The sequence below is a fragment of the Paraflavitalea sp. CAU 1676 genome (assembly GCF_029223285.1).
In the GTDB taxonomy this organism is placed as follows: domain Bacteria; phylum Bacteroidota; class Bacteroidia; order Chitinophagales; family Chitinophagaceae; genus Paraflavitalea.
The window spans coordinates 759236-784330 of the sequence record NZ_JARHUJ010000003.1 but is presented as its reverse complement, the minus strand read 5'-3'; the positions used below and the strand labels follow the sequence as shown (position 1 = coordinate 784330).

Genomic DNA, 25095 nt, shown 5'->3' with positions numbered 1-25095 from the left:
GGTTATTGATTTTGGGGTGCTGATTTTTTCGCGATAATGGATCCTGTCACGGCGGCAATGGCGCCAAGTACCATATAATAAAAAAGCTGCCCCATGATGATCAGAATCATATAATTCTTGCTGAGCATCCTGATGTCTTCATCAATCTGCGCAGGTGTCTTATCCTGCAGTTTCAATGCAGCGGCGCGGTTGAACTCCAGGAATTCGCTTTTCACTTCAGGGAACAAATAAACCGATGCTATTGTATACAGGACCATCATAGAGATCACTACTGCAACCATCCTGAAACCATAACTGAACAATATGCCGAAGCTCGCGCTATGACCGGTTTGCTTTGCATGTATGGATATTCCGATCACGATGGAGACCATGTAGATCGTGAGACCTGCATATTGTCCCCACTTTTCTCCATGCTGCTTAGTAAAATACAGAAGCAGCGCCAATACGATCAAAGTAGCGGCAGTGATAAGCCCAGCAGTTACCGCAGAAGTCGTCTTCTTTTCCATGAGGGTAATTATGGGGTTATCGATGTATGTACACCATTCACAATACCTCTTACTTTACCGGTAAGTGTTTTCCCGTTAAAGGCCGAGTTGTTCGATTTGGATTTGAACTGTTTCGCGTCAATGGTTGCCGACGCATCCGGCTCGAACAAGGTGATGGATGCTTTCGCTCCCTTTTGCAGGGAAGCCGGTTCCAGTCCGAATATTTTACGGGGATTGATGCTGAGCAATTCCACCCATTTGCTTTCAGGTACTTCGGGCATGGCCGTGCGCAAGGCAGCGTAAGTTGTTTCGAGGCCCGACATTCCGTTCTTCGCATACTCGAACTCCAGCACCTTGCTATCGAACTCATGAGGCTGGTGATGAGAGGCGATGCAATCGATGGTACCGTCGAGGATGGCCTTCTTGAGCGCACTCACTTCTGTGGCTGTGCGCAGCGGGGGATAAACCTTCAGGTTGGTATCGTACTCCTGCAGGTCGGCATCGGTAAAGAACAGGTGATACGGGGTAACGGAGCAGGTTACTGCAAGCCCGGCTTCCTTCGCCCGCCTGATGTATTCGAGCGAACGGGGAGAGGTGACACCTGTAAAATGAAGTTTGGATTCCGTATAACGGACCAGCTTAATATCCCTGGCTACCAGTAATTCTTCCGCCATCATGGGTTTGCCGGGCAGTCCGAGCCGGGTAGAAACGATGCCCTCGTGCATGAGCCCGTTGGCGCCCACTGTTTTGTCGTCGGGTATTTGTATGATGACGCCGTCAAAGGCTTTCACATATTGAAGGGCCTTCATCAGTAGCCCTGCACTTTGAATGGGATGCAGACCATCGCTGAAAGCGATCGCACCGCTGGCACGCATATCATACATTTCGGCCAGGTCCTTTCCTTCAGCGCCTTTCGACACCGCGCCGATCGGGTATATATTTACGGGCAGTCCTTTTGATTTGTGCCGGATGTATTCTGTCTGGGGTTTATTGTCGATGACCGGCTTGGTATTGGGTACCACGAATACATCGGTATAACCACCGGCAGCAGCAGCAGCGGCACCCGTTTCGAGGGTTTCCTTGTATTCATAACCCGGATCGGCAAACTGGGCAAAAATGTCGACCCAGCCGGGTGACCCATGAAGCCCTTTGCCGTCGATCACCTGGTCGGCCCGGGCATCGATGCGGGGTTGAATATCTTTAATAATACCGGATTCAATAAGTATATCCTGCCTGGATTCATGAAAAGGGGAGGATGGATCTGTAATGTAAGCCTGTTGAATAAGCAACACCATTGTTCAAAAAATTGAGCGAAGTTACGGGATTACGCCGGTTAAAGGCCCTACGGTTGAAAAAATGTTGATTATCAACGATGGAGTCGTCTTTTCAAGGGCCTTGGCCACCCTGCCTTGCAGCAGAAAATGGCCGCTCCGGCAAGCGGTTGCAGAAGTCCTTGCGGGTATAGTCTCCGGGCCTGCCGGTCGGTGGTTTTGACAAGCAGGTGTTTATTGGGCGTTTGTATCAATAGCAAAAGGGTAGGATCCTTTTGGGGGAGCCTACCCTCTTGAGGAAGGGTCAGGGGGTTAAAAAGCTGTTTTATGGGTCTTCTCACTGAATACCGTGAGAAAAATGATCTTGATGTCGAGCAAAGGTGTCCAATTCTCCACATACCAAAGGTCGTGGGCTGTACGGTTGTTGCGCTGCTCCTCGGTATCGGTAGGTCCTCTCCATCCGTTCACCTGTGCCCAGCCGGTAATGCCGGGTTTGAGGTAATGGCGGATCATATAATTATCGACCTCGCGCTGCATCACCTCATTGAGGTAGATACGATGGGGGCGGGGGCCCACCACGCTCATATCGCCGATCAGTACGTTGATGAATTGGGGTAACTCGTCAAGACTGTATTTGCGAATGAAGCGACCGATCCTGGTAACGCGGGGATCATCTTTTGTAGTAGATGCCTTACCGGCTACTGCTGCATCGTTCGTGTGCATACTTCTGAACTTATATACTTTGAACTGGCGGCCTCCCTGTCCTAAACGGATAGGGCAATAAAATACAGGGCCGGCAGATTCCCACTTGATCAATAGGGCGAGCACGAGGAACAGCGGTGCCAGCATGATCAGTACCATGGTGGAAAAGATCACATCACATATTCGCTTCAACGATGCCATCCGGTAGCGGTCGAGCGATATTTCGCGAATATTGATGATGGGCATATCTCCAAAACTGGTGGTCTTGTAATTCCTGCCAAGCAGGCGGAAGTAGTCAGGTACCAACCTAACGCGTATGCCATGATAGTCGGCCCTGTCCATCACGAACTGGATCTTTTCATCCAGGTGGGTGGGGAGGGCAACGATCACTTCATCTACCTTCTTTGCCTTTAGAATATTGTCCATATCCTGGATGCGGCCAATGATCTGGTAATGCAATTCCGATTCATCGGGATTGTCATCCAGAAATCCGATGATCCGGTAACCGAAGTCAGGATTATGACGGAAATAGTTGTCGATATGTGCGCCTACACGGCCAGCGCCGATCACCAATGCTTTGCGCACGTTGCGGCCGTTGATGCGCATGGCGCGCACGATCGTAAACAATAAATAATTGACGATCATGTTCACGGCAGGAAAGCCAAGCAGAAATACTATGAACTGTGATTTAATATAGCCTTGCGGGATCCCCAGCACCAGGTACAACAGTGACAACACTGCTATCATTTCGAAATGCGTCTTCAAATGATTTTTGAACCTGTATTTTAGTCCATTGTGCAGGTGCAGAAAATAGACTTTATTCTTGGAGGTAAGGAAGATCCAGGTAAAAAGCAAGGTGATGAGGTACAGATAATTCTGATTACTCATCCCGGTGCCATAGAACTGGTTTATTCCTGCGAAACAACCTCCCAGTGTTAGAAAGTCTCCGGCTCCATATAATAATGTAAGCCGCCTGTCTGAACGAATCATAGAGGATATGGGTTAAGTTTTCATTAGAATAAAAGGATCACGGTGCCGTAACAATAGTTTTCCTACGGTTGCATTAATAACGTAAAACTATCAGTTATATGTCGCATCTAATAGTAATTGAACAAAAATATTATCAATTAACAAAAGCTGCTATTCGTATATTATTGTATGTAACTACAAATAACTATTAAAAAGTTCTTTACAGGGTTTTACCCTGTGTGGAATTGTTGTAAACATAGTGTTGACTATGCTGTTGCCGTATTCGCGTGCCTGGGCTGTTGCGACGGTGCAGTGTCTGCCTCTTCTTCCTGCTGGTTGCTGCTTTTTATTTTCATGAAACGTGTTTTAATGGTTAAGAACCTTGACTCAAAGTATTTATACGACAAATGGGATACCAGTACGGATAAACTAATGACAGACAAGAAAATGATAATGTAGTGAAGCGCTTTGTTGTCAACAGTCCAATCTTTCATGACCAACGATAATAAACACAGTATGATCATATGGTAGATATACAGGCCGTAGGATATCTTACCTATGAAATTGCAGAATTGGTTTTCGAGATTGATGATCGTCTTCTTGTTGGTGCTCACATTGAGGATGATGATCGCAAATGCCAGTGCATAAAGCTCTTTATCATATACGTGGGTAAGCTGCAAGGGCCCCAATATTAATGATGCAATTAAAAGCAGCCAGCTTGCGGCCTGCAGGTAGCGGTTGTATAAGATCTGTAAGATCCTGTGTTGTTTAAAATAAAGGTAGGCTGTTATTCCACCGAGGCAAAGACTGTCGAAGGAAAATAGGTTGAGCATATCAAACATTCTATTCTTGCCGGTTATTTCGGCATATAGATAGGCGCCCCCTTTCAGTGCCATATAGCCCACCAGAAACCAGATCATTGAACGGAGTATCAACCTGGATTTCTTAATTAATATAGGCCATGTTACGTAGAATTGTTCTTCAATACCTACCGACCACAAAGGTGCGATAGTAGTCAGGGAATATTGCAGTATGATACCAAAATTGGGTAAAAAGAATGAATACAGAATGATGGTCTTTATATTATGCCAGGCAGAATGGCCTTCTGCTTCCAGTAAAGGATATAAAGACTGGAACGATAACAATAATACAGTCAGGATTATGATCGTATAGTAAATGGGCCAGATCCGGAGAATACGACGGATATAGAATTTCTTAAGGTCGATGGAGGCATATACTTCCTTCTCTTTCAATAATAAATACGTGATCAGGTATCCGCTCAATACGAAAAAGAGCAGCACACCGTTGCGGGACATCTCATCTCTTGCTTCAAAATATTGAAATGGTGTGAGGTTGAAAGCCGTAAGGTAGTGATTGATATGGAAGAAGATCACAATGGCAACTGCTATGCATCGAATGCCATTGAGACCGGGAAAGTATATTTTGCCAGACGACATGCCGTTCATCTTTAGGATATTGGGATATTTGATTCCATATTATAACGCAATGTCTGGCCTGATTTGTGTTCATTCATTAGATTTTAATATTCACATTTGTCTATTCCAGATATGGGAAGAAATGCAGGGGCGTGGGGTAATTAATTTCATAAAATAAGTATATGCCTATTGCGTTTACTATAGGTGCGCAGTATCTTGAGCTGTTGTTTATAACCCATAATTCAATCCTAATTCGTACCTATTTATGAAACCAGTTGCCTATGCCCGGCATGCCGGGGTATTCTTCTTGCTGCTATTTTCCTTGCCAGGTTTTTCCCAGTGGAGTGATGGACCCTTTATAAGTTTAAGCGGACAGTTTGGTATGCCACTCAACAAAGAGATAAAAGCCTATGGATGGGCTGCTGGCGGCGTTGGGAAAATTGCGCTGCCACTTGGTACCAGCGATTATTGTACAGTGTCAATGAATGCCATCAGCATCAACGGGAAATTCCAGGGAAAAGGTTTGAAGGAACGTGATATACTTTCGGGTATGATGGGATACCGTTACGATTTCAGACAAGAAGAAAGCTATAGTTATTTTTATATGGAGCCACAGATAGGCTGGGCATTTGTTGGTACCGATTATAACTCTTTTTGTTACATGCCAGCTGTTGGTTACTCACTGAATGGCAAAGTTGACTTTTCTGCTTTTTATTATACTACGACCGCAAATCCTTCGATGGCGAGGATATCAGTGGCTGGCATTATGGTTGCCTATAACCTGCACTTTGGAAGAAGCAATTCCGAATAAGGATCAATGTAATAAATCTTTTTTACTGTAGATAAATAAAAAAACATGCATCTGGTGCATGTTTTTTTATTTAAACCGAAGCGGTAATTATCCCGCGGTTGCCTGTTTCTTCCGGAAGATCAGTTTGAGAAAGAATGTCTTGTTCTGGAAAAGGAACCTGAATGTCTCATAATACTTTGGCCATAAACGACGGGGCTCTTTCAGAAGCCGGTAAGCCCAACGCATCCCGATTTTCTTAACCCATTCGGGGCTTCTCAATGATTCATCTGCCATGTACAGAAAAACTCCACCAACGCCAAGCATAACACTATGCGGAAGCAAACGGTAAAAGTGATGCATCACATAATCCTGTTTAGGACTGCTGATCCCGATCCATACCAGATTTGGATTTAATGAACGGATCTCTTCCATGTCTGATTTAATCTGCTGACTATTGGCAATCTCTCCGGTGCTCACAAAGGGAGGCGATTTGAAGCCCAGTATCCTGGCCTTCGGGAATTGATCCTGCAGCTTTTGCTTCATGATGGCGATCGTTTCGTCACTGCCTCCATAAAAGTAATGGGTGAGTTCTGAATCGAGGAGGCTCTTGCACAAATGAAAACCCGATACGGTACTGACATGCTTATGGCCTCTCAACCTGGCAACCAGTTGGGAAGGTTTCCCATCCGGCATAGTCAGGTAGGAATTATTCAATACTTGTATCAGAAATGGATCTTTATAGGCTTCTTTTACTACCGAGGTATCCGGAAAACAGATATAGGCTGGGGCTGAAAAGTCATAGTCTTTCACTGCCTGCAGAGCCATTGGCTGATTGATGATTGAAATCCCGACCCCTAAGAAGTCAAACCGTCTTTTGTACATCCTATTTTAATTTTTTTATGAAGCGGGCAGGATTGCCTCCCCAGATCTCGTTTGCCGGAATATTTCCTGTCACGACACTGCCTGCGCCTATGACCGAGTTTTCTCCAATTACAGTGCCCTTCAGAATAATGGAAGCACCACCAACAAATACGTTATTGCCTATCTGTATGGGGGCCGTTTTATATCCTTCGTTGGGGGTTGCCAATCGGATATCAGGATCGATGGGGTGAAAATCCGAGTCCCAGATCTTGCAACTACCTCCGATCATTACGTTATTTCCTATCGTGATCGATTGGGCACAATAGATCGCAGAATTGCTCATGCGCAAATTGGCGCCTATGATCAGAGAGGCGTTCTTTTTGACCACGATCGAGCTGCGAGTGTCGCCACCGATAGGATTCTTGTATTTCCCTGAATTGATCCTGGCGCGATCGCCCAATACCATAGTGCCTTTGTTGAGGATAAGTAGTGGCCCGAATATAGTAACCTCGCTATGCTTCACTTTGAAGAACCACAGCTTAAACAAATTCAAAGGCAGGAACAGCAGTTGATATAACTTCTTAAAAATACCCATATTAACTTATCGCATTAGCGAGTAAACTATTGTATACAGATCCCAGTGATTTTATGTAATAATCGGAAGAATACTCTTTTTCTATGGTTTGTTTGGCTTTCTTGCCAACCTCCTGTTGATCGGCTGGATTTAGTAAAACCAATTCCAGGGAACGGGCGAGATCGTCTGCAGAACGCTGGCGGGCGAGAAATCCATTCTCCTTGTCGATCACTACCTTCTTAAAGGCGTCCACATCAGACACTACGACCGTTTTCCCCAATGCCATGGCCTCCAGAAGAGCCATCGGCATACCTTCACCATGTGATGGGAGCAGGAATATGTCGGAGTTGTTTAACGAATGCCATTTCTCTTTGCCCCAAACAACGCCCTTGTATTCAAATGCGTCACCCACATGTTCTTTCAACGCATCCAGGAACCAGGCTTCATCCGGCCCCGATCCATATACTTCCATTTTAAAAGGGATTTGCTTTGCCTTCAGGATCTTGAGGGCTTCCACAATCTCTTTCAGGCCTTTGGGCATGTGAAGACGACCGAAATAGATGATCCTGTTATAGGCAGCGGAGTCAGCCCTGGTAAAGGAAGGTATTTCCCCGAAGTCAATACAATTGCGCAGGATCAATACCTTTTCCGGTGCTACCTGGTAAAGGCGTTGGATGGATTCTTTTTCGTCTTCATTCAATACGATGAGTTGGTTTGCCGCGGCGAGCAGCCATCCCACCATCCAGGAATGACTCTTCTGATAAGCAAGGCTCCCGCCATGGAAATGGACTATAAATGGGATGCCTTTTTTCTTTGCCAGGTATAGATAAATAAATTCACGGACCACAGATTTTTTATCAAACGAAAAGTGGAAGTGAATGAGATCGTACCGTTCTTTTGAAATGGATTGGCGGAATTGATTGACTTTTCTCCACCAGGTTTTCAGTTTCCCACTAGAACCAAGATCCCGGTCAAAAAAATCGGTAGGATGCGATTTGTTGTTCAGTATCATGTTGATCACGGTAACAATGCCACCCAGGGATTTGGCTGGATCGTTATTGGGGCCAGTCATAAGTATTTTCATCTTGATACTGTTAAATGATTATAGGCTTGATTAAAGGTTGCTGAAAAAGGCTGCTATTTTTTGACCATGCTGCTGGTAGCCAAAGCTGTTTTCGCCTAGTTCCCTGCCTGCGCGGCCAACTTCATTGGCAAGGTCACGGTCGTTGGCGATCATGCTCAATAAAGTCGCATAGGCTTCAGGTGTATAGTCGTCTGCAATAAATGCGTTCTTTCGATGTTCGAAATAGTGGCTGATTTCTCCCACACGTCCGGTTACAATGGGGCGTCCGCTGGATAAGTATTCGCCGATCTTGTGTGAAAATCTTGCTTTATCCTGCCGGTCTGGACGCAGCGGGATCAGTAGTGCCAGCGCATGCTGATAGCCTTCAAGCAATTTGGCAAACGGCAGTTTCTGTTCAATGATTACCTGCTGTGTGATGCCCTCGTCCCTGATCATAGCTTCCACCTGCTGCATTCTTTCGGCGCTGCCATTTAGTACGAGCTTTAATTTTTGCTGATGTCCTTTTTTTACAAACAGGGCATAGCTTTTGATGATGAATACGATCACTGAAAAATAGCCAAGGGTACCACAGTACATGAAGTATTCCGAATTGCTGGTTGCTGGTGTATAGGGTAGAGGGGTCAGCATGTCGAAATCGGCCAGTACGGGTACCTTGAGCATAGGCTTTTTGAAGTGAGCAAGCTTTTGCTCCAGGAGCTGGCTGATGGGCATAATGCCATGCGTGAAATAACCAAATGTATAATCGAACAGGGCGTAGTCTATTTTTTTATGTACCGGAACATTCTCGAAATACATATGCCACTCTGTAATGAAAACTGCCGTTTTATAGCCCAATCTCTTTGCAAATAAGGTGTAGAGCATATACAATGGTACATAGCTATGCTCCATGATCAGGATGTTTTGCCCTTTTTCGATCCGCTTTTCTTTCATCAGTCTGAATACTGATTTAAGGTTTCTGAACAAACTGAAACCGCGGCTTTTGGGAAATACATGATAAGCACATCCAAGTTTATCACCAGTCAGTGCGCCATTGGGGGTCGTGCCATTGAGGCCTAGTGGAGAATTGATAAAAGTAATTCGATCGGCATAGGGTAATAGTCCCCTCGCAACCAACTCATTCTTGGAATTGGTGGCTGTAAATTTGAGCGGATAGTTATCTGTTGCTCCGAGAAATATGATGTTCTTGTCCATGTTTTTAAGGTTGTTGGGCGGTAAACGGAACGGCGTTTTTGCCAACAGGCAGCTCACGAATTACCCGGCAGGGATTGCCTGCTGCTATAACGTTGGCCGGGATACTTTTAGTTACCACGCTATTGGCTCCGATCACAGTATTTGCACCGATGGTTACGCCTTTCATCACTGTACAGTTTACGCCGAGCCATACATTGTCTCCTATAACAATTGGCGCTGGTTCCCCGCTTCGCGGGTCGTCGAGGTGCCAATCTGCGTCTGTGATCAGGGTATTGGCTCCGCATCGAACATGATTTCCAATGCTGATCGAGCGGAATGCCCCGATAACTGTACCGCTAAATCCACATTGGTTTCCTATTTTGATAGTAGCCTGATAGTCGGACTGATGGGTAGAGAGTATGCAGGGTCTATTGATGCCAATCAGGTTAGAAGCTGCTTTGGACAGAAAAGTGCAGTCTTTTCCGATGGCGATATTGGTTCCTGGGTACTTCTTAAAAAAACACCGGCCGATGAAGTGACTACTGGTTCCCAATTCCACTCCCCACCAGGCTGCTCTCAACCTGTTTAGCTTGCCCCATTGTTCCTGCCATTTTACTGATATCGTATAAGCGGTATGCGCTATGCTTCTAAACTTCATAATGCAGGATTATTAAGTTCTCGTTTTTGTTGTTCTATATAATCCGAGTAATGTTTCAAAAGCGAAACAAGGGCGGAGAAGCAGATTAAAGTAACGCTGGTAAGTGTAATATTGTATACGAACGCAGCCACCATAGTAAAGGGTAAAAAGATCTTCACCAACGCGATCCTCATCATATCTATCGAATTAACAGGTTCCGACCTGACATTGAACTTGTACCAAAGGAAAAGGGCCAGCAGGAAGACAAAGAATCCCAGCAGGCCGCTTTGGGCAAACTGCACAATGAACGTAGATCGGCTTTTTGTGAAGTTGTTCAACTGCATCAAAGGAGTGTCTTTGCTTTCGATATAACTCATTTTGCCGTTAAAATTGTATCCCTGCAGACTGTAACCCCAGAAAACTTCGAATGGATCGCTTTCGATAAAGTCGGTAAATACATACGAAAATCCTTTGATCTTACCCCAGTCGCCGATGTTTTCCAGTACGAGCTCCTGCGACTTTTTGATTTCCGACTCGTATACCTCATTGAAGTTACTTCGGTTGAGGGCTCCGCCTTCCCTGTTCTGGTACTCATAATAGTACTGCCACCCGATAAAAAGGCAGAAGGCCATAACTCCCCCCGATATGGCAAAAGAGGTTAGCCTGCGGGCCGGCAGACGAAACTGTGCCTTGTGTTTGGTTAGGAAATAGAAAGTATAGAGCATCATGAGGATCATTACGCCCATGATGGTTTTGGAATCGATGGTGGCAAATTGTAACAGAGAGATGCCTGCCAGTACCAGGTACTTGGACTGCCGGTTAACTGTCCAGGCCAGTATTAAGAACAGCGCCATAAGCGACGCAAACCACGAAACGATATGACCGGAGACAGGACCAAATGTGCCGCAGGCGACGTCATCCAGACCCGCCACCCATTCGAATTGCCCGCCAGATCCATCGTCCATCATACTGGATGAAGGAGGAATGATCTGTGCCACTTGTAAAATGCACATAGAGGTTTGAAGGATCATGGCTGCTGTAAACAAATTGAACAACTGGAAGCAATGTTCCCGGGTGATGGTACTACCTCGTTGCACAATATAAACGAGAAAGAAAGCGCTGGCAGTGATCAATACAAATGGCGACTGTCCATGATAAAGCAGACTTAATAAGGCAAGCGTTAGAAATGCAATCCAGCTGATGATGTATCGGGAAAGCTTGATCTGCCGGGGGATATGGTAAAAGAATACTACGAATACCAGGAACAGCAAAAAGGTGGGTTTTGCCACATACTTGCTGATGGCTTCTGTTTTAATGTACAATTGCCCCTGGTAAAAGCCGAAACAAAAGAGCCAAAGCAGCCACCATTCGATAGTCTTGAACAGCCGCTTGCTGGCCATGTAAAATAGAATTACTCCCACAACCAGCAATGCAAATACTTCTCCGGCCACAAAACCTCCGGCGAGTATCACGGCAAATATACACAGGTAGCGGAGGATGGTTTTCACATCCACGAAGTCGAACGCTGCTATGGCCGGTACCTGCTTCATGAAGCCCGAAGGTTGATCACTGTTTTATAAATGTCAATGAGGTCAAGTGTGATGGAGGCCTTGTCGTGTCTTTTTACAGCCCGTAACCTGGCGTTTTTGCCCATGGTTACCGCTTCCTCAAAATGACTGCGCATTTGGAGGATAGCGCCGGCTAACGCGTGAGCATCTCCGTTTTGAACCAATAGTCCCTCCTTTTCATTTTCAAGCAGGGAAGAAGTGCCGCCTGCATAACTGGCGATCACCGGCATCCCCATTAACATGGCTTCACAAAGGCTATTGGGGCTGTTTTCAATATGACTTACCTGGCAATAGATGTCCGACTCCTGCAGTAATGTGGCGATCTGTTGCTCGTTAAGTCCTCCAACCAGCTTAATATTCAGTTGAGCGGCATCCGCTTTTAGCCATTTTTGAGTGGTACGAACGATTTCACTGGCATTGTGTAAGCCGGCAATCGTCCATTCAAAGCTAAGTCCTGGATATGCTTTTAGCAATCGGGCTGCTTTTACGATCGTCTCGAACCCTTTGTATATCGCATCGCTGGCTACTGTTACGAGTCGCAAAGTTGTTCCCACTGTTTGTTTCTGCCAGCGGGCTTCATAGAAGGTCTCGCGCAATGCTTCATTGTTAACGTGGTACGAACTTCCGGGAGACATTACACGGGATACCTGCTTATCCCACCCGGTGCGTCCGATCACATGCCGGCATTGTTGAAGTATTTGTTGTTCCCTGCGTGCATTGCGACGAAGTGTCTTGTGCAACCTTCCGGCCGATTTGAAAGATAGTTTTGCTTTCAGGCTCTCTTTGCGGAATGCGTCCCAGGCAGGAATGCCTGCAAAGAATTTCTCACTCAGGGGAGATAGTATTCCCTGGATGGATAAAATCGCCGGCGTATTGGTATGTTGTTGGATCAGTCCGAAATTCTCTTCGGTACCATGAATATGGATGACTTCGGGATTAACCTGATTGATTACCTGTAACAATTGAGGTATCTCCGCCGCATCATGGTTCTTGTCAGTTATACGTTGCAATAGCCTTTGCAGTTTGGAAGCCCTGTTGGCACGTTGAACCGGTATGAAATGAGTGTTGCCATACCTGAATGGTTCGTAGGGGAGCGCGCTGTAAAAGCAAACATGCAAGTCGATCTCGGGATATTTACCAAGTTCCTGCTCGAGGGCCTTTAGCCAGCCTCCGCCATGACTTTTTATCTGTAGTTTTTCTGCAGCAGAACAAGGGGTATTTGTAAACCAAAGCACTTTCATCGTTTCGGATATTCCGGGGTTACCTGCTAATTAGTTTTCTGATTTTGTTGTTGATCCTGGTGGTAAAGGCTTTTTTCCTGTTCCAGAAATGCTTCACATGGTGACTGTCATATCCTGCGTTGGGAACAATGAACCCGGGATGGCTGGTTACCTTAAAGTTTTCATCCACCGGCAGGTTATGAGAAGAATGAACACCTGCAGTATGGGTCCCGGTATGGCCGATATTGGTGACCAGGTTTTTAGCTGGTACAATACACAGGCCGCCATTGGTCAGCAGTGACAACACGTATTGGTAATCCCAGGTCCTTCTGGTTACCGTGTCTTTTTCTGCATACAATTGTTGGTACCTTTTAGTCCAGAAATCTATCACGGCTCTGGAGCCAAACAAGTTATTGAAGCCTCCTGCATGGGCGAATAGTGGCCAAGCTTCCAGCGATATATCGTAATGTTGCCAGCAACGCCTCCAGGTAGCCCAGCCCCATATGTGAATGGCACTCCTGGAAAAGGTGTAGCTGGATGGCAATTGATATTCTTCGTTGTAATTGTTGCCGCTTACCATCCATACCCGAGTGTCATGCAGGTAACGGTCTAGCATTTCCCCGCAGTACTGGAAAAACCCCTGGGTTGGAACCGTATCGTCTTCCAGGATGATGGCACGATCTTCATGGCTGAAGATCCATCCTATAGCAGATGAAACGCCGGCCGCACATCCCATATTTTTCTCAGGAAAGAACGTCTGCAGGCTGCAGGGCCAGTCAATTTCTTTCAGCAGTTGTTGAATAGCCGTCCTTGCTTCAGCATCGGTAGCGTTGCCTTCCCGGGGACCGTCGTTGAATACGTAGAGCTTAGACACCCGGGCCTTCCTGATCTGCTCCAATACCTGTTTTGAATAATCTGGCCGGTTAAAAGTTACCAGTAAAACCGGCGCTTCCGGATGCTGCACCATGGGTTATAAAGAGGGTTTATGTACAGGTTGAAATATTTTTTTGTTCCAGTACAGCCAGGCAAGAAATCCCAGGCTGATAATGCTCATGATCGCATAGGATAATACCTGCCCCCAGGCAGCACCGGTAAATCCATAGCGATCGATCAGTAAAACATACATAATGACGACCAGTACTGAACCGGACAGTTTTTCCACAAGAGATAGTCTTGAATAGCCGCAAGCGACAATCGTCATGGATAAAGTAAAACTGATCGATCGTGTAATGCTTGCAAATACCATGATCCTGGCAAATCCGGTAGCATCCACATACCGGTAATTGGTGAGTATACCCATCACCAATTCTGCAGCTACCAGGAAGACCAATACCGGCGCAATTTTCAGCACATTGGTAGTTAAAATGACCTTTAATAGTCCTTTCCGGTTGTTGTTGGATATATGGCGGTAAAAGTCAGGTTCGAAAGTAGAATCGATCGAGGTGGAGAACAGCAGGAAATAAGAGGCGATCTTTACTGCCACACTGTACAAACCCAGACTGTACATATCGTCCACCCTCTCAAGGAGTAAAGTATCGAAGCCGGAGAAAAAGTAGGTGAGCAGGGCAGACAGCATCAGGGGCCAGCAAAAACGCAAAGCGTCTTTGGTGATGCTGAAATTGATGGTAGCCTTGCCTACCTGTTTCCGGAAGGCATATATGCCGAGCCCCAGGTTTACAATGAACAGTCCCGCCATGCGACCGGTGGCTGCCCCTTTGATCGCGACCACCAGCAGTAAAACAAACACCACATTCAGCAGGTTGTAGAGCACGTTGACATTAAAAAAAGCCTTCGCTTTTTTTTCCAGGCGCAATTGCATAAAGTAGAAAGAAAAGATGCATTGCAAATACACTTTTCCGAACGAAAGCAGCGCAAACGGAAAGAAATCAAAGGCGATGTGCTGTACCGTAAAATAGATCTTCAACGATACCAGTAAGAGCGTGGTGGAGACCAGTCCTATCAGGCCCTGAAACAATACCAGGGAATTGAGTGCCTCTTTCCTTTTTCCCTCATCCCAGGTGAAATAATTCTTTGCATAATAGGACGATAGGGACAGGCTCAGGAAAGGAAGTATGAAGAGGTTGAAGGAGTCGTAGTACCCAATTAAGGCGAAATCTTCAGCCGAAAGATGCGAAGACAGCAGCGGATTGAGTAACAGGCCAATCACAACCTGTATGATGTTGGCTGTGAAATACAGCGACAGGTTCCTGATGGAATGTTTATGATTGATATATAGCCGGCTGATCTGCATGCCTGTTCCTATTTTTGTTCTGCATGATAATTGCCATATCCGTAACCATACCCATAGCCGTACCGGCCCTTCTGTATGGCAACATCATTGACGACAATATTGATGCGGGGTAAGGTTTGCTTGTGATGCAGCTTTTCAATCAGTTTGATCTGATGTCTGAAAGTGTAATGGTGCCTTACCATATAGATCGTAAGGTTCGCATAGGTGGCCATGATCTCTGCATCTGTTACCATACCGGCAGGTGGCGAATCGATGATGATATAGTCATACGTCTCTTTGAGTTCCTCCATCAGTTGCGTCATCTTGGGCAGCATGAGTAACTCGGTAGGGTTGGGAGGAAGAGGCCCGGAGGCAAGTACATCAAAGTTGGCATTGTCGCTGCCTTTCTGCACCAGGTTGCGCCAGTCCATACCTTCGGAAATGATAAAGTTGGTAAAGCCATTCTTTTGCAATCCGAGATTTTCGGAGATCTTGGGCTTGCGTAGATCAAGTTCCAGCAGGATTACTTTTTTATTCGCTATAGCCAGTGTTACCGCCAGGTTGATCGATAGAAACGATTTGCCTTCACCACTCATACTGGAAGTAATGAGGATCGTTTTTTCGTTTTTGTTGGGGATCAGGTACTGTAAATTTGTACGGAGAGAACGGAATTGCTCTGCGATCAGTTGTCTTGAATTGATGGTAACGGCCACCGTTTGGTTGGCATTGTTATGCCCGATTTCGGATAATACCGGAATGGAAGTATTGTTAATGATGTCTTCCATAGAAGCCACCCTGGTGTTGAGCATGTCGCGGCCAAAACTCAGGGCAAACGGCAATACCAGTCCGCTCAGTAGTCCCATAAAGAGTATCATACTCTTGCTGGGTTTAAAGGGGCTGGGATCCGATTTGGCCCGGTCAATGATTCGCGCGCTGGCGATCGTGGCCGACTTGGAAATGGCTGTTTCCTCCATCTTTTTCAACAGGAAAAGATATAGTTCCTGTTTGATAGCCTGTTGACGCGAGTAGTCAAGAAAGGTCCTTTCCTTGGCAGGTATGGTGGTGATGGCAGACTCTATTCCATTGGTTCTCTTCTTTAGCTCGTTAACACTTATCTGGATTCCCCTTCTGACAGACTGGATGCTGCTCAGCAGCTCCGCACGCAGATTGGTAAGTTGCTCGTCGACGGTTTTGATCGATGGGTGATTGGAAGTAAGGCTCATCAGCATTCTTTCGCGCTGCATCTGTGTCTCATTGTAACGCTGCACCAAAGCATTGAAGGTCACATCCTGCATGATGAGTGAAGAGGGGACAACCCTGGTATTATTGATATTTTCCTTGAGGAATTGCTCTAGTTCTTCAACAACCGATAACTGTACTTCCTGCCCTGTTTGCTGTTTGGCATATTCACTGGTGTTCTCCAATAGAATGCTGGATTGGGCCGACAGGTCAGTTAGTTTGTTGGCCGTCTTGAATCTTTCAATGTCTTTTTCGATATCATTCAGTTCTCCAAATACAAGTCGCAATCTTTCCTGAATGAATTGAATGGTGCTGTCTGCGATCCTGTTTTTGTCGGTTACATTGGCCTGCATGTAGGCACTGATCAACTGGTTGAGGATCCCTTCCCCTTTGGCTGGAATAATGTCATTCAAGGTCAGGTATATAACACTTACCTGCTTATTGGGTATTTCAACTTTAAGGGAGGCCAGGTGTTTTTGGGTAGTAGCATCAACCGGAGACACTACAATGGTCAATGGTTGTTCATACTGCCATTTGGCATAACCCGCTGCCGGGGTAACCAGCGCGGGACCTTCGGGCAGGTGAACGGTATCCCCCAGGTGGCCTTCGAATTCCTGTTCGTTGCCTGTCAGGGTGAAACGTGTCGTATTGCTCTTATTAAAGGTGAGTATGTAGGTTGCACTGATATCGGACGTATCGGTAGATGGAACAAGAAAACGGAAGTCAACCGGGCGCCCCCCCCAGATCTCTGTATTCTTTACTTTGCCTTCTGTAAAATATCCCACATTGAGCCGCATATCGCGCACCACCTGTTCAATGAGCGAACGGCTCTTGAAGATCTCTGCTTCATTGTCGACATTGCTTTTGCCCATTAGCCCAAAGTCACGCAGAATACTGGCTTCACCCAGGTCTGTACTTTTGTTATCGTCCTGTACCAGCACGGATGCATGGATCTTAAAAGCTGGAAATGAAATACGCAGGTAGCAATAGGCCAATCCAACTCCCATCACAGCTGAAACGATCAGCCAGGGCCAAAGACTGAAAAACTTATTGAGCAATTTCTGGATCAGCTGATTGCTCTTTTCTGCTTCCTGTGCTTCTATGTTGGAAAAGGTCGGTTTAGGTGACATATGCATGCTCATAATCTGGTGAAAATGACAACGAGTAAAGAAAGGCCGGATGCCAGTAACGTAAAGTTCTTCGCCTTATTGGCATCAGTGCTGGCCACTTTCGATTTGGATGGTTCAACATATACAACATCCCCCTGTCTCAGGTAGAAGTAAGGGGATAGTAAAGTAGAAGATGAATTGAGGTCAAACCGTATCATTTGCTTGGTTCCGGAAGAGTCCCTGATAAGCAATACATTTTCTCGTTTTCCAAAGATGGTGAGATCTCCTGCCATGCCGATGGCATCCAGAATGCTCACTTTTTCACTAGGTACGATGTAAGTGGCTGGTCTGCTTACTTCGCCCAACACAGTGATGTTGAAATTGGCGAATCGCACATTCACAACGGGATCCCGATAGTAAAGGGACACTTTGTGGTGGATACTGTCGCGCGCTGCTGCGGTAGACATACCGGAGACTTTAATTTTCCCAACAACGGGCAATTCCACAGCGCCATTATTGTCAACCAAAAAACCACTTACCGTGGGGGTATTGGTGACGGTACTGGTGGAGCCCGGCTGAACGGCAAAAGAAGCCGAGTTGGCCGAAGCGAGAATATTATTTACCTGTGGGTCGAGTGTGAGAATGGAAATTTGTAATATGTCATTAGCCTGGATCTGCGGATCCCTGTATGGAGCGCCCGTAAGATTCCGGGGGGAGAGATAAAGCGAATCGGGCGTATCCTGGAAATAGGTTATTTTTTTATTGGTGGTACACGAACTTGCCAGTATGATAAAACATAATAGCAGGGTAATGACCGAATAGGATAGACTTAACCGTTTCATGGGTTTTATCCGATATTAGATTTATTGATTAATGGTTTTTCAAATACATCCATTTGGCTCCTTTGCCGGACAGGTAATGATCATAGGAATTCGTGGCAAGTAACCGGGGCGTTTTCCCAATATTGGATTTCCAATCTCTAAACGGGACAAATTCATCTTTATTATAAGTCTACCTATTTAATTTTTAATTATTTAAGGTTATGTCAAATCATCAGGCATCTGCTAAAAAAGACATCCCGTTCCATGTTTCAGAAACGGGATGCAGGGGCAGTTGCCTTAACCATTCGTAGGGTGGTATTATAATTTTATAGCATCTGTCAGTTTTACTTCTACGACATATGTACCTTCCATCATCAGTTGAAACTCGAACCGGGGGTTGGCCGATACGGTTTTAGCCGTTTTTTCGTCGACCTGTATGAAGGCTGCTGGAATACGGTAATAGATCAGGTATCCCCAATTGGTAGCCGGTGTGATGTATTTGGCCATCGGGAAAGGGGCCACTTCAAAATCGCAGATCATGGCGGTATCCGTGATGATCACCGGGTTAAACTTCGCGTAGGTTTCAAAGATAGGGCGATCGCCGCGTTTGATGATCTCGCCAGCTTTCGGATTGAAGGTGACGCCATTCTTATCCACGATCTTCAAAATAACCCGTGCTCCCTCTCCCGAAACGCGCTTACAGGTTACCCTGGGGGCTTTCATGTCCGAAAATGCTTCTGCCGGGGTTGCTGCCGCCGCTGCAGCAGCATACAGCGTAAAGAAGTCCTCATTGAGCGGGTCTACGACCTGCAGTTTGGCGATCGAAGGAAACAGTTTGGTCCCTTTCACGTTATTCATTTCCACATCGAACTGATAATCGCCGAGGGGCAGGTGCGTGGAACCCCGGTTGAACACGATCTGTCCGCTCTTTTCATTGAAAATAAGCGGCTTTACTTTTAGGGTCTCCCGCTTCTTATTGAGCAGGGCGAGGGTGGTATCCGTTTCGGGGTTAAATGCCAGTCCTTCCTTGAACACGACGAGGTCGTATTCGGTATCGAACTCCTTGGGGGCCGCCTTGCCATTTGCGTCGCGCAGGTTTACCATTTTAAAGGTATAGGGTGGGGTAGAGCCGTCGCCTTCAATGGGGGCCGACTTGACCAGCGGCATACCTCTCTTACATTGAATGACATTATCCTTGTAACGGACCAGGTCGCTCAGAAATCCTTCTTCGATCTTTTCACAGGCTGTGAGGATCGTCAACAGTCCTGCCGCGGTATAGAGTAATTTTTTCATTGCGTTAATTTTTAAAGTGCGAAGTTTTCAAACCAGGTTTAGTTCAGGCGGTCACCATTGAAAAACAACCGGTGGTTGCCGTCCAGCACATGGACAATCCCTGTGGTGGTAATGATACCGGAGGTTTGGCAATCCAGCGACATATCCCGGTCTTTCTGAGGAATTTGCGTACGATCGGGCTCCTGGTCATCGCGGGTGCCGATCACCTTGGTAAACCGCACATAGTCCACCTTGTTCAGGTAAGTGCCATAATCGGTGGTTCTGCGCAGGTTGATCAGGAACTGTATATTGGGAATAGGCCCCAGTAAACTGTTGTACAACTGTCCGGCCACCGACATCTGATCGCGGTTGATCTTTCCGGCAAACATGTAGGTCTTCAGCGAATCTGCCATCTGGGCTTTGGGTAAACTGTCGATCGTGAAGGGGAGATTCTCGTTACCCAGCTCCGCACCTCTTTTTATTTTCCGTGCCTGTACAAAATCGGCTATCCCGTAGTTGGTGGTAGCGAAGAAAGTGATATCTCCATTGATGGCATCTTTCATACCGGCGTGATCGATCAGGCGAACCAATGAATCGAATACTTTCTGCGACTTCAGGTATTCGTAGGTGGTCATATTGACGAAAGCTTTGCTCTGGCCGCCATCATTCTTATACCCGTCCTTTTTGCAAGAGGCCAGCAGCACGATCGCCAGCACGGGAAACAGTATATTGAAATGTCTTTTCATGAGTTTTTTTTTGCTGTGATTAAACTTTACCGACCCAATAAGTGGTTTGTTTCAACTGGGGATTGTACCTGAAAAGCAAGGGGTCTACCGGCAGGTAGAAACCTTCTCTCTTAAACCTCGATTCGTCATTCGGTAACCAGTCGATATTTTCCTTGTACTCCCTGGTCCTTAACAGGTCATAGAAGATATGCCCTTCCAGGAACAGCTCTTTGCCTCTTTCGATAACATATTGCTTCATCACATCCGCTACTGTAAGGCCGTGGGGAACGATGAGGTCCTTGTCTTCCGGATCGGTAGGATCTTGCTTGATGTAGCAGCCATTCCTGATCCTGAATGAATTGATGATATCGGCAGCCGCATCAGGGTTATTCTTGTACAGCGCGATCTCTGCTTTCAGCAACAGCATATCCGACAAGCGGAAGATGATCATGTCATTGCTCAGGTAAGGTTCCCGCTGGTTGGGGCTCCGGTACAATACATTGGCATATTTGATGCAGGCGGGCCTGTCGGTCTTTACATAGTCGAAATTCTTTCTGAAGCGAACATCGTTCGAGTCAAGGATCTCATTCACCACTTCTTCCATCCAAACCCACTCGGTACCGGTCCACTCCCAGTGTGCCGGGATGGTTTCGCCCTTGATGCGGAAGTGTTTAGAGATATACGACCTTGGTACGAAGAAGCGGGGATTAGAACCAAAGGTGTTCACTTGGTCGCCGCGCAGGAACGACATACCGATATGTCCGGGTGTGCCTTCGCGGTTTTCTTCGCTCATCGCCAGTTCGAAGATCGATTCACTGCTCTTGCTGATGAACGTATTGTAGTAACGGGCAGTGTCTGTAAGCGTATACCCTCCATTGGCAACGATGCGATCGATCGCTGTATCGGCGCTGTTCACATCCTGCATAATGGGCTGGTTGGAGTTAACATTGGTCATGGTGGCGCGCCACAGGTAAAAATGGGCCAGCAATGCATACGCAGAACCCCTGTTGGCGATTACACCGCGATCGCCTGAATTTTCATATTTCCAGTTGAGGAGGGAGGCTGCTTTTTTGGCATCCTGCTCGATCTGTGTAAACACCGCTGCTTTGGGACTTCTGGGCAATTGGGGAGCCGTCAGTGGGTCCTCGTAAGTAGAAGTCACGATGGGAACATCACCCCACACACGCGTTATGGCGAAATAAGTCAATGCACGGAGGAAATAGGCCTGGCCAAGCACATTGTTCCTGAACTTTTCGGGTTGATCAGCATCGCTGAATACAGCAATCGGCGCGGCTGTCGCCTTCTCGATGATCAGGTTAGCATTGGCAATGGATTTGAAATGTTTGGTCCAGTTGCCGAGTGAATTGTAGTTATAGCTAAAAGTGTAATCACCGTTTTGGATGGATTCCAGGCCATCGCCACCACCACGGTCGCCGCTGTACTGGATGGTAAAATAGTTCTTGGCCATGGCGTCGCCATACATATAGTAATAGATCTTTCCTCCGTTGTAGCTCCAGGCGTCATCGGCATTGGGGCCCATGAAAGCTGCACGCACGAGGGAATAATTGCCAGCCATAGCGGCTTTGTAGTCACGAGCGTTTTGCCAGAAAGCCTGGTCGTAGGTGGAGTTCTTAGGCTCCTGGTTCAGTATTTTTTTGCAGGAACTGCCGGCCAGTACACACAAGATCGCCGCGAGGTATAGATTATACTTATTGATTTGCTTCATAATGTTTGCTGTTACCGTTAAAAATTAACTTCAAAGCCAAGGGTAAATTTCTTCGGAATTGGATAGCCGCCGCCATTGTATTCGCCATAAGGGCTTACCGCTTCTGCATCGGGCAGCTTGCTGGATTGTTGGATCATGAGCAGGTTGTCGATCGTTCCAAACAAACGCAGCCTGCTGATGCCAATACTGCGCAGACTGTTGCTGGGCAGGTTATAACCCATGTTAACACTCTTAACGCGGAAGTATCCACCTTTCTCGAGGAAGAAAGTTTGTGCACTGGTATAATAAGCTCTCCAGGTACCGATATCATACTTAGCATACGTTGCTTTGTCGCCTGGCTTTTTCCAGATGTCGATCTTGCTGAAATCGGGTGTGGAATAGAAGGCAAATTCACTGGGGCCGGCAAAGGAAGAGGTATTGAAAATGTCCGACTCGTACAGGTTGAGTACATCCCTGTTGAACGTAAACGTACAGAAGATGCTCAGGTTAAAGTTCTTCCAGGTAAAATTGTTGGTCCAGCCACCGGTGAACTTCGGGTTGGGATCACCTACGGGCAATTTATCAGGATTTACCCAGTCATTATAGATATCGATGCGGCTGTCGCCATCCAGGTCGGCCAGGTAGAATTCACCACCCAGGTAAGCACCGTTGCCGCTGAGGCGGTCGCCGGTAAAGCGGTTACCCGGTACATCATCATCTGTGGGGAACACACCCATCGTTTTGTAGAGATAGAACGAGTTGATGGGGCGGCCAACAGACAGGATATGTGCTTTGTCGAAGCGGTCACCATTCATGGGCAGGTCGCGGCCACCATTGGGCAGCGACATGATCCGGTTACGGTTATAAGAGATGTTGAGGCTGGAGGTCCACTTCAACAGTTTTTTGGAAGGCAGCGGATTGGCAATCAGGGTAAGCTCAACACCTGAGTTCCTTACACCGATCGAGTTGGTCATTGCCTGATCGTAGCCTGTAGTCACCGGCAATATCACACTGAACAATTGCAGAGAGCTTTCTTTATTATATACATCGAAGGAGGCAGCATATTTTCCACCCATCACTTCGAGGTCGGTACCAATGTTCCACTGCATCGACTTTTCCCAGCTGAGGTTCTTTTGCGCTACACCATTACTATAGTTGGGCGTTACGGCCGTTTGGCCATTGTAAGAGGTTGCGCCTGGAGTACCGGCAAATTCGCCAGCGTTTACATTGTACAAGCTATACTGCAGGTAGTTGGAACCAGGCAGGCTGCCTGATGTACCTAAACTACCGCGAATTTTAACCAGCGAGAAGGGGATGTTGGACGCCTTGAGGAAATTTTCTTCCGACAAGATCCAGCCCACAGAGGCCGCGGGGAAGAAACCCCATTTATTGTTGGTACCAAAGCGGGAAGATCCATCACCACGGGCACTGGCCGACAACAGATATTTACCGTCAAAGTCATACGCCAGCCTTCCATAGAACGAAAGGAGACCGAAGGCCTGGTAATCGGAAGAGGCTTCCATACGATCCTGTTTGAAACCCTGTACTACCTGTATCTGGTCGGATACGCCATTCCATCCGGAGGCCTGTTGGGACTGGTTCTCGTTGAATTGCACATCCGAACCCACAACCATACTCAGGTTATGTTTTGAAAAGGACTGTACATAGGAAATATAGTTCGATGTAAGCAGGTTCACGTTACTGCTGGAGTAAGCGTAGGAGTAGTTTCCATTGTTGTTTTCCAACGCATTAGTACGGTTATAATCCCTGCGTTGAGAATTCAGCATATAGGACGACTGAGAGTTCAGCTTCAGGTGCTTGTTAATCTCGTACGTAAGATTCAGGTTGAAGGAGAACATGCTGCCCACGTTCTTATCCATGTTCTTGTCGTATTGACCCAGCAGGAATTCTTTTTTGCTGTCGTCGAGGGCAAACAGGGAACTGGGCATATTGCCTGCACTCAGCGCTATGGGACTGGAATTGCTGCCATTGCCACGTGCCCGGTCGGTACGTGCATAATAGATAATGGGATTGATATCCAGTTTGCCGTTGAGGGTTTTGGCGTTGATGTTCAACCTGGTGGCATAGCGCTTGAAACCGGTGGCCTTCACAATACCCTCTTCATCGAAATAGCTCGTACTGAAGCGGTAGTTCATGCCCTCGGCGCCGCCGCTTAAACTGAGGTCCGCACTCTTGATGATACCGGTTTGGTAAAACATATCCTGCCAGTCGGTATTACCATTGAAGGCAGGGTTTAGACTATCTGTAAGCAGTTTGGGTAGGTTGCGGAGAGCGCCGGGTTCCAGTTGCCTTTGCAGGATCTCCATTTTCTGCCTTCTTTCCGTAGCACCCAGGGTCACTTCACGCAATTCGGGTCTTTGGGTAATACCGGCAAACCCTACGAACGTTACACGGGGTGCACCACTGCGGCCTCTTTTAGTGGTGATGAGGATTACGCCATTGGCAGCCCTTGAACCGTAAATAGCAGCGGCCGATGCGTCTTTCAACACGTCTACAGACTCGATATCGTTGGGGTTGATACCGGCCAGGTAGTTGGTGCCGGTTCCCGTATTGGGACTTGCATACGTTTCGGTAGGTTGGGGAACGCCATCCACCACGTATAGCGGTTGGTTGATGACCTGATAACCTTCGTTATCGAAGTCGCGGCTTACGAGTGAACTACCACGAACGGAAACCGTAGGGGAAGTACCCGGTTGTCCGGAGAAGTTCTGTACGTTTACACCCGACAAACGGCCCTGTAGCAACTGGTCGAAGCTGGAGGAAGGAAGGTTCGCCAGTTCCTTGCCAGAGATGCTTGAAATGGCGGCCGTGCTCATCTTACGGGTTATTTTCTGATAACCGATGACCACTGTTTCTGTAAGGTTGCTGTTTGATTCTGCGAGCTTGATGGATAAAGTACTTTGGCCCGCTACTTTCACAGATTGTGCTACATACCCAATGGAGGAGACTTCGAGTGTAGCGTTGGCAGGAGCCGAGATGGTAAAGAAACCTTTCTCGTTGGTCGATACGCCTCTGTCGGTGCCCTTGATCTTTACACTCGCGCCTGCGAGTGGCTCATTCTTGGCATCGGCGACGACACCGCTCACTTTGATATCCTGCCCTCGTGCGCAGAATAACAGGCATAGCAATACACATGAGAAAAAGTACTTTTTCGTCATAGCAATTAATTTGGTTTGACCCTAAAGGTAGATTTAGTGTCAGGATAA

The 25095-nt window shown here is 46.8% G+C and carries 20 protein-coding genes; 1 reads left to right on the top strand and 19 read right to left on the bottom strand.

Annotated features, from left to right (window positions below):
- Positions 1–2 precede the first annotated feature (2 nt).
- The 4 genes from P2H89_RS12165 to P2H89_RS12150 form a co-directional block, all read right to left on the bottom strand.
- Positions 3–506: a DUF4199 family protein gene (locus P2H89_RS12165; RefSeq protein WP_275827062.1), complete on the bottom strand. Its 504-nt coding sequence runs from the start codon at positions 504–506 to the stop codon at positions 3–5.
- An 8-nt stretch (positions 507–514) separates the two neighbouring features.
- Complete coding sequence (locus tag P2H89_RS12160) at positions 515–1780, bottom strand: dihydroorotase (protein WP_275827059.1); 1266 nt, start codon at positions 1778–1780, stop codon at positions 515–517.
- Between the two features lie 288 nt (positions 1781–2068).
- The gene (locus tag P2H89_RS12155; RefSeq protein ID WP_275827056.1) at positions 2069–3448 is read right to left on the bottom strand and encodes an undecaprenyl-phosphate glucose phosphotransferase; all 1380 of its coding nucleotides are present in this window, start codon (positions 3446–3448) and stop codon (positions 2069–2071) included.
- 245 nt (positions 3449–3693) lie between these two features.
- Entirely contained in the window at positions 3694–4884 is a 1191-nt protein-coding gene (locus P2H89_RS12150; RefSeq protein ID WP_275827054.1) for an acyltransferase, read from the bottom strand.
- 244 nt (positions 4885–5128) lie between these two features.
- Here P2H89_RS12150 and P2H89_RS12145 point away from each other — a divergent pair, with 244 nt between their 5' ends.
- Positions 5129–5674 carry a hypothetical protein gene (locus P2H89_RS12145; RefSeq protein WP_275827052.1) on the top strand — a complete coding sequence of 182 codons (546 nt, stop codon included), beginning with the start codon at positions 5129–5131 and terminating at the stop codon, positions 5672–5674.
- Between the two features lie 87 nt (positions 5675–5761).
- Here the strand turns inward: P2H89_RS12145 and P2H89_RS12140 are convergent, their stop codons facing one another.
- From P2H89_RS12140 to P2H89_RS12070, 15 genes are all read right to left on the bottom strand, one after another.
- Entirely contained in the window at positions 5762–6478 is a 717-nt protein-coding gene (locus P2H89_RS12140) for a WecB/TagA/CpsF family glycosyltransferase (RefSeq protein WP_275827050.1), read from the bottom strand.
- Between the two features lie 58 nt (positions 6479–6536).
- On the bottom strand, positions 6537–7109 hold the full coding sequence (locus P2H89_RS12135) for an acyltransferase (RefSeq protein ID WP_275827048.1): 573 nt from the start codon (positions 7107–7109) through the stop codon (positions 6537–6539).
- A gap of 1 nt (position 7110) precedes the next feature.
- Entirely contained in the window at positions 7111–8172 is a 1062-nt protein-coding gene (locus P2H89_RS12130) for a glycosyltransferase family 4 protein (RefSeq protein ID WP_275827046.1), read from the bottom strand.
- Positions 8173–8202: 30 nt separating this feature from the next.
- A complete protein-coding gene (locus P2H89_RS12125; protein WP_275827044.1) occupies positions 8203–9363 on the bottom strand; it encodes a glycosyltransferase in 1161 nt (386 codons plus the stop codon).
- A 4-nt stretch (positions 9364–9367) separates the two neighbouring features.
- Entirely contained in the window at positions 9368–10000 is a 633-nt protein-coding gene (locus tag P2H89_RS12120) for an acyltransferase (protein WP_275827042.1), read from the bottom strand.
- Positions 9997–11529, bottom strand: a complete 1533-nt coding sequence (locus P2H89_RS12115; RefSeq protein WP_275827040.1) for a hypothetical protein — start codon at positions 11527–11529, stop codon at positions 9997–9999. The genes P2H89_RS12120 and P2H89_RS12115 overlap by 4 nt, the downstream gene beginning before the upstream one ends.
- Entirely contained in the window at positions 11526–12788 is a 1263-nt protein-coding gene (locus P2H89_RS12110; RefSeq protein ID WP_275827038.1) for a glycosyltransferase, read from the bottom strand. The genes P2H89_RS12115 and P2H89_RS12110 overlap by 4 nt, the downstream gene beginning before the upstream one ends.
- Positions 12789–12807: 19 nt before the next feature.
- Positions 12808–13734, bottom strand: coding sequence for a hypothetical protein (locus P2H89_RS12105; RefSeq protein ID WP_275827037.1), 927 nt, complete (start codon positions 13732–13734; stop codon positions 12808–12810).
- A 3-nt stretch (positions 13735–13737) separates the two neighbouring features.
- A complete protein-coding gene (locus tag P2H89_RS12100) occupies positions 13738–15018 on the bottom strand; it encodes an oligosaccharide flippase family protein (protein WP_275827035.1) in 1281 nt (426 codons plus the stop codon).
- An 8-nt stretch (positions 15019–15026) separates the two neighbouring features.
- Positions 15027–17366, bottom strand: a complete 2340-nt coding sequence (locus P2H89_RS12095) for a polysaccharide biosynthesis tyrosine autokinase (RefSeq protein ID WP_275827033.1) — start codon at positions 17364–17366, stop codon at positions 15027–15029.
- Between the two features lie 8 nt (positions 17367–17374).
- Positions 17375–18187, bottom strand: coding sequence for a polysaccharide biosynthesis/export family protein (locus tag P2H89_RS12090; protein WP_275827031.1), 813 nt, complete (start codon positions 18185–18187; stop codon positions 17375–17377).
- 297 nt (positions 18188–18484) lie between these two features.
- Positions 18485–19459 carry a DUF5007 domain-containing protein gene (locus P2H89_RS12085; protein ID WP_275827029.1) on the bottom strand — a complete coding sequence of 325 codons (975 nt, stop codon included), beginning with the start codon at positions 19457–19459 and terminating at the stop codon, positions 18485–18487.
- Between the two features lie 38 nt (positions 19460–19497).
- Positions 19498–20184, bottom strand: a complete 687-nt coding sequence (locus P2H89_RS12080) for a hypothetical protein (protein ID WP_275827027.1) — start codon at positions 20182–20184, stop codon at positions 19498–19500.
- A 19-nt stretch (positions 20185–20203) separates the two neighbouring features.
- The gene (locus P2H89_RS12075; protein ID WP_275827025.1) at positions 20204–21889 is read right to left on the bottom strand and encodes a RagB/SusD family nutrient uptake outer membrane protein; all 1686 of its coding nucleotides are present in this window, start codon (positions 21887–21889) and stop codon (positions 20204–20206) included.
- 17 nt (positions 21890–21906) lie between these two features.
- A complete protein-coding gene (locus P2H89_RS12070; protein ID WP_275827023.1) occupies positions 21907–25047 on the bottom strand; it encodes a SusC/RagA family TonB-linked outer membrane protein in 3141 nt (1046 codons plus the stop codon).
- Positions 25048–25095: the final 48 nt, after the last annotated feature.